This is a genomic window from Amycolatopsis sp. NPDC043885 (assembly GCF_056435685.1).
This window is the reverse complement of sequence record NZ_JBWKEA010000014.1, coordinates 151213-165401: the sequence shown is the minus strand read 5'-3', so window position 1 is coordinate 165401 and position 14189 is coordinate 151213. Positions and strand designations below refer to the sequence as shown.

Genomic DNA, 14189 nt, shown 5'->3' with positions numbered 1-14189 from the left:
AGGTCCAACTCGGGTGCTTTGTCGTGAAAGCGTGATATGTCCTAGTTCCCCGGCGCACAAGCAAACCTGAGAAACCTTTGCGTAGCGGACTTTTGCGCGCCGATCGGGTTTCCTGCCCCCATGATCGACATCGTTGGTGACGAGCACGACACCGGACCTCCGGGCCGCCGCAATCCCGCATCGACCCTCCTGAAGAACCTCCGCCACGACCTCCCGGCTTCGGTCGTCGTCTTCCTCGTGGCAGTCCCGCTTTCCCTCGGCGTCGCACACGCCGCCGGCGCACCCTTGCTCGCCGGACTCATCTCCGCCGTCGTCGGCGGAATCGTCGCGAGCCTCTTCGGCGCCTCCGTTCTGCAAGTCAGCGGTCCCTCCGCCGCGTTGACCATCGTCATCGCGGAGACCATCGCCACCTTCGGCTGGGCCGCCACCTGCGCGATCACCGCCGGGGCGGGCCTGGTCCAGATCCTCTTCGGCGTCTGCCGCGTCGCGCGGGCGAGCTTGGTGATCTCACCTGCCATCGTGCACGGCCTGCTCGCCGGGATCGGCCTGATCCTGGTCCTCGGCCAGCTGCACGTCGTGCTCGGTGGCACGCCGCGGAGTTCCGCGATCGAGAACGTCCTCGCGCTGCCGGGCCGGATCGTCGGGCACCACGACCAGGCCGCGCTGATCGGTGTCGTCACCGTCGGTGTTCTGCTGGCCTGGACGCGGATGCCGCGTTCGGTGCGCCGCGTCCCCGGCCCGCTCGCCGCCGTCGCGCTGGCGACCGGCCTTTCCGTCGCGGCCGGGATGGACCTGCCGCGCGTCGACCTCCCGAACGGCTTGCCAGGGCTGGGTTTCGTCCCCGAGGCGCCGTCCGGGTCCTGGGCCGCGATCATCGCCGCCGTCCTCTCCATCGCGCTCATCGCCAGCCTGGAGAGCCTGCTTTCCGCCGTCGCCATCGACAAACTCCGCGAGGGGCCACGCACCGACCTCAACCGTGAACTGATCGGACAAGGCCTGGCGAACGCCGCTTCCGGGTCGCTCGGCGGATTCCCGGTCACCGGCGTCGTCGTGCGCACCATGACCAACTTCGAAGCGGGCGCCCGCACCCGGATGTCGGCGATCCTGCACAGCGTCTGGATCCTCGGCTGCTGCCTGTTCCTGGCGGGCGCGCTGCGGCTGATCCCGCTCGCCGCGCTCGCCGGTCTCCTCGTCTACGTCGGCGCCAAACTGGTCAACCTCGCCAACCTCCGTGAGGTCCGCCGCCACGGTGACGTGCCGGTCTACCTCGCGACCCTGCTCGGCGCGGTCGCGGTCAACCTGCTCACCGGTGTCGCCGCGGGGATCGTGGTGGCGCTCGCGCTGATGCTGCGCCGGATGCTGTTCTCCGGGATCCACGTCGAACGGGACGGCCCGCGGATCCGCGTCGTCATCGAAGGGGCGCTCACTTTCCTTTCCGTGCCAAGGCTTACGACCGTCCTGGCCGAAGTCCCCGAAGATTCGGAAGTCACGCTCGAACTGTTCGTCGACTACCTCGACCACGCCGCTTTCGATTGCCTGCGCGGCTGGCAGCGCGCGTACGAACGCGCAGGGGGAACCGTGATCGTCGACGAGATCGGGCATCCGTGGTTCGGGCGCGGGAAGGCGGGCGTCCCGACCGTGCGCCGCGGCGTCGCCTCTCGCGTGGTGCCGCGATGGCTCGCGCCGTGGTCGCAATGGCAGGCCGAACATCTCGAACTGCCGAGCCAGCGCGGCGGCAGCGTTCCGTTGTGCCGTGGCGCTTCGGAGTTCCAGCGGCGGACGGCGCCGCTGCTGCGGAGCACGTGGGACGGACTGGCGAACGGGCAACGGCCGCACACGTTGTTCGTCACCTGTGGCGACGCGCGGATCGTGCCGAACCTGATCACCACCAGCGGGCCGGGAGACCTGTTCACCGTGCGGAACATCGGAAATCTCGTCCCGCACGCCGGCGCCGAAGCGGATTTCTCGGTGGGGGCGGCGATCGAGTACGCCGTCGGGCTGTTGCGGGTGCGGGAAGTGGTGGTGTGCGGGCATTCCGGCTGCGGGGCGATGAAGGCGCTGCTCGGTGACGCGCCCGCCGGTCTCACGCGCCTCGGTGGCTGGCTGCGCCACGGCGAGGCGACGGTGCGGCGAAGGGAAAGCGAAGGGCCGGTGCTGCTCGACGGTGTCCATCCCGGCTACGAGGCGGACCTGCTCGCGTTGCACAACGTGGTGCAGCAACTGGAAAACCTGCGCTCGTACCCGGTGGTGGAAGCCGCGCTGGCGCGTGGCGAACTCCGGCTGACGGGGATGTACTTCGACGTCGGGAAGGCGAACGTGTACCTGCTCGACGAGGCGCTGCGGTCGTTCACTTCGGCGGCGAGCCCGGTGAAGTCCTGAGCTTGCTGGGGTCGTGAGTGGCGGTTCGGGTCAGGGCCGAGAGCGTCTTGGGTGCCTACTGGATTTGGCTGGGGCTGATCATGTGTCCGTGAAGGCCTCCTTGCTTACCCTGAAGGTAGTGAAGGAGGCCTTCACGGACCTTCAGGGTCGCCGCTCTCGTCCCAGGTACGCCAGTGACCGCGGCGGGCACGGCGGCCGCGCGTGAAGGACCCCTTCCCTCGATTCAGCCGAGGGAAGGGGTCCTTCATGTACTTCGGGCGGGCACGGGCGCCGGTGCCGAGTGGGTCACCGGGGTCGTGAGTGGCGATTCGGGTTAGAACCCGAATCGCCACTCACGACCAACCCGACCCACCACGGTCCGGCGCTTGGTCATTGGCCGGGCGGCCGACCGATACATCCCAGGATTCGGGAGTCCGTAAGGCTTTTCGCAACGAGCGAGACATCTCCGGGCAACGAAACGGGCCGAAAGTGGGCCACACCACTCTCCTGTGGGGTGATATTCACTCGATAGGGTGGTGCATATCGGACAATTCACCAGTTTCCTGGTGATCATGATGGTGATCATCAAAAAACCCCTCGCCGTGCTCCGGCACGACCTGCCCGCCTCGTTGGTGGTGTTCCTCGTCGCCGTCCCGCTGTCACTCGGGATCGCTCTCGCGTCAGGGGCGCCGATCGTCGCGGGGTTGATCGCCGCCGTGGTGGGAGGTGTGGTCGCCGGAGCCCTCGGCGGCTCACCGCTTCAGGTCAGCGGCCCGGCCGCCGGGCTGACCGTGATCATGGCCGAAACCATCGCGACCTTCGGCTGGGCGACCACGTGCGCGATCACCGTCGCCGCCGGCGCGCTCCAGATCCTGCTCGGGCTGAGCCGCATCGCCCGCGCGGCGCTCGCGATCTCGCCCGCCATCGTCCACGGCATGCTCGCCGGTATCGGGGTCACGATCGTCCTCGGCCAGCTCCATGTCGTACTGGGCGGAACGGCCCAGAGTTCGGCGCTCAAGAACATCGCCGAACTGCCCGCGCAGATCGTCGGCCACCACGACACCGCCGCGTTGATCGGCGTGCTCACCATCGGCGTCCTGCTGCTGTGGCCGCGGCTTCCCGAGTCCGTCCGCAAGGTGCCCGGCCCGCTCGCCGCGATCGCGCTGGTGACCGTGCTGTCCGTCGCCGCCGGGATGACCCTGCCCCGCGTCAACCTCCCGGGTGACCTGCTCAACATCCGCTTCGCCCCCGAATTCCCGGACGCGGGCTGGGGCGCGTTCGCCGTCGCGGTCATCACCATCGCGCTGATCGCCAGCGTGGAAAGCCTGCTGTCGGCCGTCGCCGTCGACAAGATGCACACCGGACCGCGGTCGAACCTCGACCGCGAGCTCATCGGGCAGGGCGCCGCGAACATGACTTCCGGCGCGCTGGGCGGCCTCCCGGTCACCGGCGTGATCGTCCGCAGCTCCACGAACGTCGCCGCCGGCGCCCGCACCCGCGTGTCCGCGATACTGCACGGCGTCTGGATCCTGGTGTTCGTCGCCGCGTTCGCCGGGCTGATCCAGAACATCCCGCTCGCCGCGCTGGCCGGCCTGCTCGTCCACGTCGGCGCGAAACTGGTGAACCCCGGACACATGAGGCAGGTCCTCAAACACGGCGACCTGGGGCTGTACCTCGTGACGCTCGCCGGGGTCGTCGTCTTCGACCTGCTCACCGGCGTCCTGCTCGGGATCGCGCTTTCGGTACTGCTGATGCTGCGCCGCACGGTGTGGTCCGGGATCCACGCCGAACGCGACGGCGACGATTGGCGCGTCGTCGTCGAGGGCGTCCTGACGTTCCTTTCGGTGCCGAGGCTCAGCCGGGTGCTCGCGACCGTGCCCGACGGCGCGAAGGTGACCCTGGAGCTGGTCGTCGACTACCTCGACCACGCCGCCTTCGAAAGCCTGTCGAACTGGCAGCAGGCGCACGAACGCTCCGGCGGGCAGGTGACCGTCGACGAGATCGGGCATCCGTGGTTCGCCAACGGCAAATCCGGTGATCCCACGCTGACCAGGACGGCCGCGATGCGTTCGGTACCGCGGTTCCTCGCGCCATGGTCGGACTGGCAGGCCAAGGACATCGAGGTGCCCGGCCAGCGTGGCGGGCCCACCCTGCGCGGGGCGACCGAGTTCCAGCGGCGCACCGCCGCGCTCATGCAGCCCGCGCTCAGCAAACTGGCGGGTGGCCAGTCGCCGCACACGCTGTTCATCACCTGCGGTGACGCGCGGATCGTGCCGAACATGATCACCACGAGCGGTCCCGGCGATCTGTTCACCGTCCGCAACATCGGGAACCTGGTGCCCGCCCGCCGGGCCGACCCGTCGATGGGCGCCACCGTCGAGTTCGCGGTCGGGGTGCTGAAGGTGCGCGAGATCGTGGTCTGCGGGCATTCCGGCTGCGGCGCGATGCAGGCGCTGGCCACCGGCGCCCCGGACGGCGCGCCGATGCTGGCTTCGTGGCTGCGGCACGCCGAGCCGAGCGCGAACCGCAAGGTGGCGGTGACCCTCGACGGCGAACGCCCGGAATCCGAGGTCAACCGGCTGGCCCTGCAGAACGTGCTGCAGCAGCTGGAGCACCTGCGCCACTACCCGCTGATCGCCGAGGCGGAGGCACGCGGCGAACTGCATCTGACCGGGATGTACTTCGACGTCGGGGCGGCGCAGGTCTACCTGTCCGACGACGAGAGCCCGGCGTTCACGCCGGTCGGTGCCGTCGCGGCGGTGCCCGAACAGGGGAGCTGACGGTCCCGTTCAGCGTTCCTTCACTCCGACCCACTAGATTCAACGCACGTGAGCATGCTGGTCATGACCGGCACCGGTACGGGTGTCGGCAAGACGATCTCCACCGCCGCCATCGCCGCTCTGGCCGCCGGTCAGGGCCAGCGTGTCGCCGTGCTGAAACCGGCGCAGACCGGAGTGGGCCCGGACGAACCGGGCGACCTCGCCGACGTGCTCCGGCTCGCCGGTCCGGTCACCACACGTGAGCTGCGGAGATACCCGGATCCGCTGTCGCCGGAGGCGGCGGCCAGGCTCTCGGGACTGCCGACGCTGGGCCCGAGCGAGATCGCCGCCGCGGCGAGCGACCTCAACGGCGAGCACGACCTCACGCTCATCGAGGGCGCGGGCGGCCTGCTGGTCCGTTTCGACGCCGACGGGGCCACGCTGGCCGACGTCGCGTGGTCGCTGGGCGCGCTGGTCATCATCGTCGCCGAGGCCGGGCTGGGCACGCTCAACGCGACCGCGCTGACCGCCGAGGTCGCAACCAAACGCGGTCTCACCGTGGCCGGGGTGATCATCGGTTCGTGGCCGGACGAGCCGGATCTGGCGGCGGTGTCGAACCTGCGGGACCTGCCGGTCGCCGCCGGCGCCCCGCTGCTGGGCGTGCTGCCCGCCGGGCTGGGCACGGCCGGGCCCGAGGAGTTCGCCGACCGGGCCAAAGCCGGGCTCTCGCCGTGGTTCGGCGGGGAGTTCGACCCGGAATGCTTCGTCGGCCGCGCGTCGGCGCAGAAGTGACCTGCGTCGCTGTGGCCGAGGCCCCCGGTCGTGCACGATGATGTGCCTTTGCTTCACCGCCCCACCCCGAACAGGAGCCGCCTCGTGACCACTGCCCCGGAGACCGTCGACATCCTCGCCGTGGCGCGTGACCAGGTCCTCGAGCGTGGTGTCGGGCTCAGCGAAGAGCAGATCCTCGAGGTCCTGCGGCTCGGCGACGATCACCTGACCGACCTGCTGGCCCTGGCCCACGAGGTCCGGATGCGCTGGTGCGGCCCCGAGGTCGAGGTCGAGGGCATCATCAGCCTCAAGACCGGCGGCTGCCCGGAGGACTGCCACTTCTGCTCGCAGTCGGGCCGCTTCCCGACGCCGGTGCGGTCGGCGTGGCTGGACATCCCCGGCCTGGTCAAGGCCGCCCGCCAGACCGCCGAGACCGGCGCGACCGAGTTCTGCATCGTCGCCGCCGTCCGCGGCCCCGACAAGCGGCTGCTCTCGCAGGTCCGCGAGGGGATCAAGGCCATCCGCGAGGACGGCAACGACATCCAGATCGCCTGCTCGCTCGGCATGCTCACCCAGGAGCAGGTCGACGAGCTCGTCGAGATGGGCGTGCACCGCTACAACCACAACCTGGAGACCGCGCGCTCGCATTTCGCGAACGTCGTCACCACGCACACGTGGGAAGAGCGCTGGGAGACCCTGCGCATGATCCGCGAGGCGGGCATGGAGGTCTGCTGCGGCGGCATCATCGGCATGGGGGAGAGCATCGAGCAGCGCGCCGAGTTCGCCGCGCAGCTGGCCGAGCTGAACCCGGACGAGTGCACGATGAACTTCCTCATCCCGCAGCCGGGTACGCCGTACGAGGGATACGAGGTCGTCGAGGGCAAGGACGCGCTGCGCACCGTGGCCGCGTTCCGGCTGGCGATGCCCCGCCCGCTGCTCCGCTTCTCCGGCGGCCGTGAGCTGACCTTCGGCGACCTGGGCACCAAGCAGGGGATGCTCGGCGGCATCAACGCGATCATCGTCGGCAACTACCTGACCAACCTCGGCCGCCCGGCCACGGCGGACCTGGCGATGCTCGACGAGCTGAAGATGCCGGTGAAGGCCATCAGTGACGTCCTCTGACCGACCGGCGTTCTGTGTCCACTGTGGACAGCCGTCCGACGGTGGCGCGGAACATCCCGCCTGCCACAACCCGAGAACGGCGCTCGAACCGCCGCGCTACTGCACGTACTGCGCGCGGCGGATGGTCGTCCAGATCACCCCGGTCGGCTGGACGGCCCGGTGCAGCCGTCACGGTGAACTCGCCGGCTGACTTCGCCCATTTCGTCCTCTGAATGCGGTGGTTGCACGCGCAACCACCGCATTCAGAGGACGAAACGCGGTGGAGGCGCGTGCGCTGGGGGCCTCATTGGTTACGCTCTGCACAAGCAGCACGAGGGAGGAGTCCGGGGTTGGGCGAGACGACCGGTAAACCGGCGCACCTGTCTTCCAGCGTGCCCGACCCCTGGTCGGTGCCCGTGCTGCCGAGGCCGCGCCGTCCGTACCCCAAGGTCGTCGTCAAGGCCGATCTGCTGCCGGCGGTCAGCGTCCTGTCCACGGCGGGGCTGCTCGGCTTCCCGCTGGCCTGGCTGTGGTCGAGGCTCGCGCCGCCCCAGCGGATGCGCGTGATCAACGACCGCGGCACCCTCGCCCCGCTGGAACTGGAAAGCTGGCACCGCTTCGACGACCTGGCCGTCTACGGTTTCCTCGCGCTCGGCGCCGGGCTGCTGATCGGCATCGTGACCTGGCTTCTTCGGGAGCGCCGCGGCCCGGTCGTGCTGATCGCCGCGACCGGCGGCGCGACCCTCGCGGGCTGGCTGGGGACGACGATGGGCGTCGCGTTCGCCAACTGCCGTTACGAGATCGCCGCGGCGCCCGCCGTCGGCGACGTCATCGCGAAGGCGCCGCAGATCGAATCCCCGTGGATCATGCTCGCCGCGCCGTTGATGACCACGCTGGCGTACACGTTGCTGACCGCGTGGAACGGACGGGAAGACCTGGGCCGCCGCCTCGGCTGACGAATTTCCTCTAGGGTGGGCGGCAACTTCTCTAGGGGGCCTTCTTGACCGACGACATCGAGGTTTCCCGGCACAACGCCGTCCGCTTCCCGGGTATCAGCCCGCGCGCCTACGAACACCCCGTCGACCGCGGCGCACTGGCCACGCTGCGCGCCGTTCCCGGGTTCGCTCAGGTCGTGAAGGCGGTTTCGGGCTTCTACGCCGAACGCGGGGAGCGGCTGATGGCGCTCGCGTCCGCGATCAGGGTCGGCCCGAAGCAGTATCCGGAACTGGACAAGCTGCGCAACGAATGCGCCGAAACGCTCGACCTCGACCGCGTGCCGAACCTGTTCGTCGCCCGCAGCCCCGAGGTCAACGCGCAGACGATCGGCATGGACGAGCCGTTCATCGTGCTCAACACCGCGGCCGTCGAGGCGATGGACCTCGCGTCGCTGCGGTTCGTGATCGGGCACGAGATGGGGCATGTGCTTTCCGGGCACGCGGTGTACCGCACGATCATGATCCGGCTGATCGGCCTGCAGATGTCGATGTCGTGGACGCCGGTGAGCGCGATCGGCATCCGCGTCGTCATCGCGGCGCTGCGCGAGTGGTATCGCAAGGCCGAACTGTCCTGCGACCGCGCCGGGCTGCTGTGCTCCCAGGACCCGACGGCGGCGCTGCGCTCGCAGATCCTGGTCGCGGGCGGGATCGACCCGTCGAAGATCGACATCCCGGCCTTCCTGCAGCAGGCGGCGGAATACGAGTCGGTCGAGGACATCCGGGACAGCTACCTGAAGCTGCGCTACGTCGAGACGATGTCGCACCCGCTGGCCGTCGTGCGCGCCGCGCAACTGCAGAAGTGGGCCGCGTCGGAGGAGTACCGGGGGATCCTGGCCGGCGAGTACCCGCGCCGCGACGAGGACGCGCCCTCGTCCAACTGGACCGACGACCTGAAGTCGGCCGCGAAGTCGTACAAGGATTCCTGGAACAGCTCGGCCGACCCGTTGACCAAGGTTTTCAGCGACGTCGGCGAGGCGGTGTCCGGGGCGGCGGGCAAGGTGTGGAGCAAGTTCGGGTCCGAGAAGGGGCCGGAGTCCGGTAAGTAGTGGGTCTCGTGAGTGGTAAGGACGGTTAGAACCGTCCTTACCACTCACGAGGTCCGCTCAGTTCAGGTTCGAGGGGCGCGTGAACTCGCCGAGTTCCCCCGGCGGCATCGGGACCGCGCCGAGCGTGCTGAGGAACCCGGCCTCCCGCGTCAGCAGCCGGCACGCGATCCGCAGCCGCCGCAGCGGGTTGGTCTCCTCCAGCAGACGCTGCCGGTCCTCCAGCGGGAGCAGGCAGTCCGCGGTGAGCCGGTACGCGAGTGCCGCGATGTCACCGTCGTCGGGCGGCGTCGTCCAGTCGTCGGCGTCCCAGGCGGATTCGCAGTAGCGCCGGTGCGCGGCCTTCGCGACGTCGGCGAGCCTGGTCACGGTGTCGCCGTGCACCGTGGCGACCTTGTCGTCGGGCACCCACTCGACCGAGCCGATCAGGTACGGCGCGGAAACGCGGTCGATCTCGAGCAGGCGGAACCGGCGCCGCGCGGTGGTGACGACGTCGAATCTGCCGTCCGGCAGCCGTTTCGCCTCGCGCAGCACCGTGCTGCAGCCGAACTCGTGGACGTGCTCCGGCCCGCTGACCTCCCTGACCATCGCCGAACGCAGGGCGACGACCCCGAACTCGCGGTCCGGGACGACCTCGCCGACGAGGTCGGCCATCAGCTGCCGGTACCGTGGTTCGAAGATGTGCAACGGAAGGTGTGTTCCGGGCAGCAGCACGGTCTGTAGCGGGAACAGCGGCAAGATCGCCTTCCCGGTGGACTCCTCGCTCGGCTCGGTCACCCGTTCAAGGTACGGGGACCGGGAGGACTTCGCAGGACGGTCACTTCCCGGTGGGCGGGCGGAAGACCGCGAACGGGTCGGTGATCTGCATCCCCTTGCCCGCGAAGGAGAAGAGTGCCGCCGGACGTCCGCCGCTGCGCCCGGGTGGGGCGGTGCGCCCGGTGGGGACGAGCAGCCCGCGCCGGGACAGCACCCGCTGCAGGTTCGTCGCGGACACCCGGTAACCGAGCGCAGCCGAATACAGGCCCCGCAACGCCGATACGGTGAACTCTTCCGGGGCGAGCGCGAAGCCGAGATTCGTGTAGCAGAGCTTCGAGCGCAGCCGGTCCCGCGCGCGCAGCACGATGGACTCGTGGTCGAACGCCGTCCGCGGCAGCTCGGAAACGTCGTGCCACTCGGTGTCTTCGGGGACCTCGGGGTCCACATCGGACGGTACGAGGCCGAGGAACGCCGTCGCGACCACGCGGGGTCCCGGCACCCGGTCCGGCGCGCTGAAGACCGCCAGTTGCTCCACATGCTTCAACTGGCGTACGTCGACCTTCTCCGCGAGCTGCCGCCGGATGGACGCCTCGACGTCTTCATCCGGGCGAAGCCTGCCGCCGGGAAGGGACCAGCGGCCCAGATGCGGATCGAGCGCGCGCCGCCACAGCAGGACCCGGAGTGTGTCGGAGCGCACTTGCAGGACCGCTCCCAAAACCTCGTGGGCGAGGGGGGTCTGGGTGTTAAGATGACTTCGCACGGTTTTCGATTGTAAGGCGAAAACCGGAGATCGGTCCAGGAGGGCCAGAACGATGACGAGCACCCTGCAGAACGACCTGACCCCGTACGGCGGAGTTGTCGCCGACGCCGCTTGGGCGGAGGAGGTGCGGAGTCTCGCTCGCAAGCGTGACGCCGTCCTGCTCGCGCACAACTACCAGGTCCCCGAGATCCAGGACATCGCCGACTTCACCGGCGACTCCCTCGCGCTCAGCCGCATCGCGGCGAGCAGCGACGCGTCCACCATCGTCTTCTGTGGCGTGCACTTCATGGCCGAGACGGCGAAGATCCTGGCGCCGGAGAAGACGGTCCTGATCCCGGACGCACGGGCGGGCTGCTCCCTCGCGGACTCGATCACCGGCGACCAGCTGCGTGCCTGGAAGGCCGAGCACCCGGGTGCGGTCGTCGTGTCGTACGTGAACACCACGGCCGAGGTCAAGGCGGAGACCGACATCTGCTGCACCTCGTCGAACGCCGTCGACGTGGTCGCCTCCATCCCCGCTGACCAGGAGGTTCTCTTCCTGCCGGACCAGTTCCTCGGCGCGCACGTCAAACGCGTGACCGGCCGGGAGAACATGCACATCTGGGCCGGGGAGTGCCACGTGCACGCCGGGATCAACGGCGCCGAACTGGCCGAGCGTGCCTCGGAGAACCCGGACGCCGACCTGTTCATCCACCCGGAATGCGGCTGCGCGACCTCGGCGCTGTACCTCGCCGGCGAGGGCGCCGTCGCCCCCGAGCGGGTCAAGATCCTCTCGACCGGCGACATGGTCCACGCCGCCCGCGACACCAAGGCGAAGTCGGTGCTCGTGGCCACCGAGATCGGGATGATCCACCAGCTGCGGAAGGCCGCGCCGGAGATCGACTTCCGCGCGGTGAACGACCGGGCCTCCTGCCGGTACATGAAGATGATCACGCCGGCGGCCCTGCTGCGGTCGCTGCGCGAGGGAGCCGACGAAGTCCACGTCGACGCCGAGACCGCCGCCCGTGCCCGCGCTTCCGTGCAGCGCATGATCGAGATCGGGCAGCCTGGCGGCGGAGAATGACCGACTCGGTTACCGCTCTTCAGGCGAAAACCCACCCGGTCTGGGAGGCCGCCGCCGATCTCGTGGTGATCGGCAGCGGCGTGGCCGGGCTGACCGCGGCGCTGCGCGCACAGGAGCTCGGCCTGCACGTCCTGGTGGTCACCAAGGCCGCGGTCTCCGACGGGAACACCCGCTGGGCGCAGGGCGGGGTCGCGGTCGTGCTGGAGAACGAGCACGAGCGAGGCGACTCGGTCGGCAAGCACGCCGCGGACACGCTCACCGCCGGTGCCGGGCTCTGCGACGAGGACGCCGTGCGGTCGATCATCGCCGGTGGCCCCGCCGCGGTGGCCAGGCTGCGCGCCGAGGGCGCTCGTTTCGACCCGGCGGCCGAAGGACGGCCCGAGCTCGCCCGGACGCGGGAAGGCGGGCACAGCGCGTTCCGCGTCATCCACGCCGGTGGCGACGCGACCGGCGCGGAGGTCGAGCGGACGCTGGTCGCGACGGCCGGTGACCGGCGGATCCCGGTACTGGAGCACCACATCGCCGTCGATGCGATCCGCACGCCCGCGGGCGAGGTCGCCGGCGTGACCGTCCTGGACCGCAACGGCGTGCCCGGGGCAGTCCGGGCGCCGGCGGTGCTGCTGGCCAGCGGCGGGCTGGGGCAGCTCTACCAGGCGACGTCGAATCCGGAGATCGCCACGGGGGACGGGCTGGCGCTCGCGTTGCGCGCGGGGGCGCAGGTCGCGGACGTCGAGTTCGTCCAGTTCCACCCGACGGTCCTGTTCACGCCCGGCGCGCGCGGCCGTCTCCCGCTGGTCACCGAGGCGGTGCGGGGCGAGGGCGCGACGTTGCACGACGCGACGGGCGCTTCGGTGATGCGGGGAGTCCATCCGCTCGGCGATCTCGCGCCACGGGACGTCGTGTCGGCGGCGATCACGCGCCGGATGGTGCAGGCACCCGGCGGTATCGACGACCACGTTTTCCTTGACGCGACTGGGATCTCCGGGTTCGCCAAGCGGTTCCCGACCGTGCACGCGGCGTGCGCGGCGATCGGATTGGACCCGGCGAAGGAGCCGATCCCGGTCACGCCCGCGGCGCATTTCGCCTGCGGTGGTGTCGTGACCACTGTGGACGGACGCTCCGGCGTCCGCGGTCTCTACGCGGCGGGCGAGGTCGCCAGGACCGGTCTGCACGGCGCGAATCGGCTGGCCTCCAACAGTTTGCTCGAAGGACTGGTCGTCGGGCAGCGGGTGGCGGAAGCGGTCGCCATCGATCTCGCCGCCGGCTTGCTGGCCGACCCGCGCCGCGGCGTGCACATGCCTCCGGCGAAGGTCGCGGTGGCCGATCGTGACGCGTTGCAGCGGGCGATGAGCCGGTACGCCGCCATCGGCCGGGACGCGGAAGGTCTTTCGGTCGTGGGTTCGGTGCTGGATCTCTCGGTCATCGAAAGTCCTTTGTGGACTCCGCAGGTCGTGGAGGACGCGGCGCTCACCTTGGTGGCGGAGGCACTGGTCGCGGCGGCGGCGCGCCGGACGGAGTCCCGCGGCTGCCACGTGCGGACCGATTTCCCCGAACGCGACGACAACGTCTGGCAACGCGGCCAGCTCATCCGGCTCAGTCCGTCGGGGCAGCCGGTACTGGCCGATCCGATCGCTTTGGAGGGTGTGGCATGAGCGAATTCTCCCCGTGGGTCACCAAGGCGCTGGCCGATCACGGTCTCGACGTCGCCGATGTGCACCGTGTCGTCACGACGGCGCTGGCCGAGGATCTGCGGTACGGGCCCGACGCGACGACGAACGCCACCGTGCCCGAATCCGCCCGCGCGCTGGCCGAGCTCACGCCGAGGACGGCCGGTGTGGTCGCCGGGATCCCGGTGGCGCTGGCGGTGTTCGACGTCGTGCTCGGCTCGGGCCTGGAGATCCTGGCCGCCCGTGACGACGGCGACCGGCTGACCGCCGGCGAGCCCGCGCTGGTGCTCCGCGGCCCGGTGCGCGGTCTGCTCACCGCCGAACGCACCGCGCTGAACCTGCTCTGTCACCTGTCCGGTATCGCCACCGCGACCGCCGCCTGGGTGAGCGCCCTGGAGGGAACGGGTTGCCGGGTCAGGGATTCCCGCAAGACACTGCCCGGGCTGCGGTTGCTGGAGAAGTACGCCGTGCGGGCGGGCGGCGGGGTGAACCACCGGCTCGGGCTCGGCGACGCGGTGCTGATCAAGGACAACCACGTGGTCGCCGCCGGTTCGGTGACCGCCGCGCTCACGGCCGCGCGCGAGCACGCGCCGGAACTGCACTGCGAGGTCGAGGTCGACGACCTGGCCCAGCTGGAGGAGGCGCTCGCCGCGGGCGCCGACGAGGTGCTGCTGGACAACTTCACCCCCGACGAATGCGCGAAAGCCGTCGACCGGCGAGACGAGGTTTCGCCGAAGACGAGGCTGGAATCCTCGGGCGGCCTGCGGCTGGACGTCGCGCGGGCGTACGCGGAGTCCGGTGTGGATTTCCTCGCCGTCGGAGCGCTCACGCATTCCTCGCCCGCGCTGGACCTCGGGATGGACCTCCGCTGACCTCCGGCACTAGAATTCCCTTGTGTGACAAGGGAATTCTGGAG

At 70.1% G+C, this 14189-nt stretch carries 12 protein-coding genes; 10 read left to right on the top strand and 2 right to left on the bottom strand.

The window, feature by feature from the left end; translation table 11 throughout:
• The first annotated feature begins 120 nt into the window (after window positions 1–120).
• The 7 genes from AC069I_RS31990 (at window position 121) to AC069I_RS31960 (ending at window position 9030) form a co-directional block, all read left to right on the top strand.
• A complete protein-coding gene (locus AC069I_RS31990; RefSeq protein WP_478227234.1) occupies window positions 121–2379 on the top strand; it encodes a bifunctional SulP family inorganic anion transporter/carbonic anhydrase in 2259 nt (752 codons plus the stop codon).
• Window positions 2380–2930: 551 nt separating this feature from the next.
• Window positions 2931–5138, top strand: coding sequence for a SulP family inorganic anion transporter (locus AC069I_RS31985; RefSeq protein ID WP_478267103.1), 2208 nt, complete (start codon window positions 2931–2933; stop codon window positions 5136–5138).
• Window positions 5139–5186: 48 nt separating this feature from the next.
• Window positions 5187–5909 (top strand): dethiobiotin synthase, encoded by a 723-nt coding sequence (bioD, locus tag AC069I_RS31980; protein WP_478234696.1) that lies wholly within the window; start codon window positions 5187–5189, stop codon window positions 5907–5909.
• 84 nt (window positions 5910–5993) lie between these two features.
• Window positions 5994–7010 (top strand): biotin synthase BioB, encoded by a 1017-nt coding sequence (bioB, locus tag AC069I_RS31975; RefSeq protein WP_400562928.1) that lies wholly within the window; start codon window positions 5994–5996, stop codon window positions 7008–7010.
• The gene (gene bsaP, locus AC069I_RS31970) at window positions 6997–7200 is read left to right on the top strand and encodes a biotin synthase auxiliary protein BsaP (RefSeq protein ID WP_125684417.1); all 204 of its coding nucleotides are present in this window, start codon (window positions 6997–6999) and stop codon (window positions 7198–7200) included. The genes bioB and bsaP overlap by 14 nt, the downstream gene beginning before the upstream one ends.
• Window positions 7201–7339: 139 nt before the next feature.
• A complete protein-coding gene (locus tag AC069I_RS31965) occupies window positions 7340–7945 on the top strand; it encodes a DUF2567 domain-containing protein (RefSeq protein ID WP_478234695.1) in 606 nt (201 codons plus the stop codon).
• Between the two features lie 44 nt (window positions 7946–7989).
• Window positions 7990–9030 carry a M48 family metallopeptidase gene (locus AC069I_RS31960; RefSeq protein WP_219150237.1) on the top strand — a complete coding sequence of 347 codons (1041 nt, stop codon included), beginning with the start codon at window positions 7990–7992 and terminating at the stop codon, window positions 9028–9030.
• A gap of 57 nt (window positions 9031–9087) precedes the next feature.
• On the opposite strand, the gene AC069I_RS31955 is transcribed toward AC069I_RS31960, so the two are convergent.
• Together AC069I_RS31955 and AC069I_RS31950 are read right to left on the bottom strand one after the other, a co-directional pair.
• The gene (locus AC069I_RS31955) at window positions 9088–9804 is read right to left on the bottom strand and encodes an LON peptidase substrate-binding domain-containing protein (RefSeq protein ID WP_478234694.1); all 717 of its coding nucleotides are present in this window, start codon (window positions 9802–9804) and stop codon (window positions 9088–9090) included.
• A gap of 40 nt (window positions 9805–9844) precedes the next feature.
• Complete coding sequence (locus tag AC069I_RS31950) at window positions 9845–10480, bottom strand: NUDIX hydrolase (RefSeq protein ID WP_478267080.1); 636 nt, start codon at window positions 10478–10480, stop codon at window positions 9845–9847.
• A 115-nt stretch (window positions 10481–10595) separates the two neighbouring features.
• Between AC069I_RS31950 and nadA the strand changes: the two genes are divergently transcribed.
• Genes nadA through nadC form a run of 3 tightly spaced genes read left to right on the top strand, consistent with a single transcriptional unit; the run spans window position 10596 to window position 14145 of the window.
• A complete protein-coding gene (nadA, locus tag AC069I_RS31945) occupies window positions 10596–11606 on the top strand; it encodes a quinolinate synthase NadA (protein WP_037344779.1) in 1011 nt (336 codons plus the stop codon).
• Window positions 11603–13258 (top strand): L-aspartate oxidase, encoded by a 1656-nt coding sequence (locus AC069I_RS31940; RefSeq protein WP_478267079.1) that lies wholly within the window; start codon window positions 11603–11605, stop codon window positions 13256–13258. Before nadA ends, AC069I_RS31940 begins: the two co-directional genes overlap by 4 nt.
• The gene (gene nadC / locus AC069I_RS31935) at window positions 13255–14145 is read left to right on the top strand and encodes a carboxylating nicotinate-nucleotide diphosphorylase (RefSeq protein ID WP_478267078.1); all 891 of its coding nucleotides are present in this window, start codon (window positions 13255–13257) and stop codon (window positions 14143–14145) included. The genes AC069I_RS31940 and nadC overlap by 4 nt, the downstream gene beginning before the upstream one ends.
• Window positions 14146–14189 lie beyond the last annotated feature (44 nt).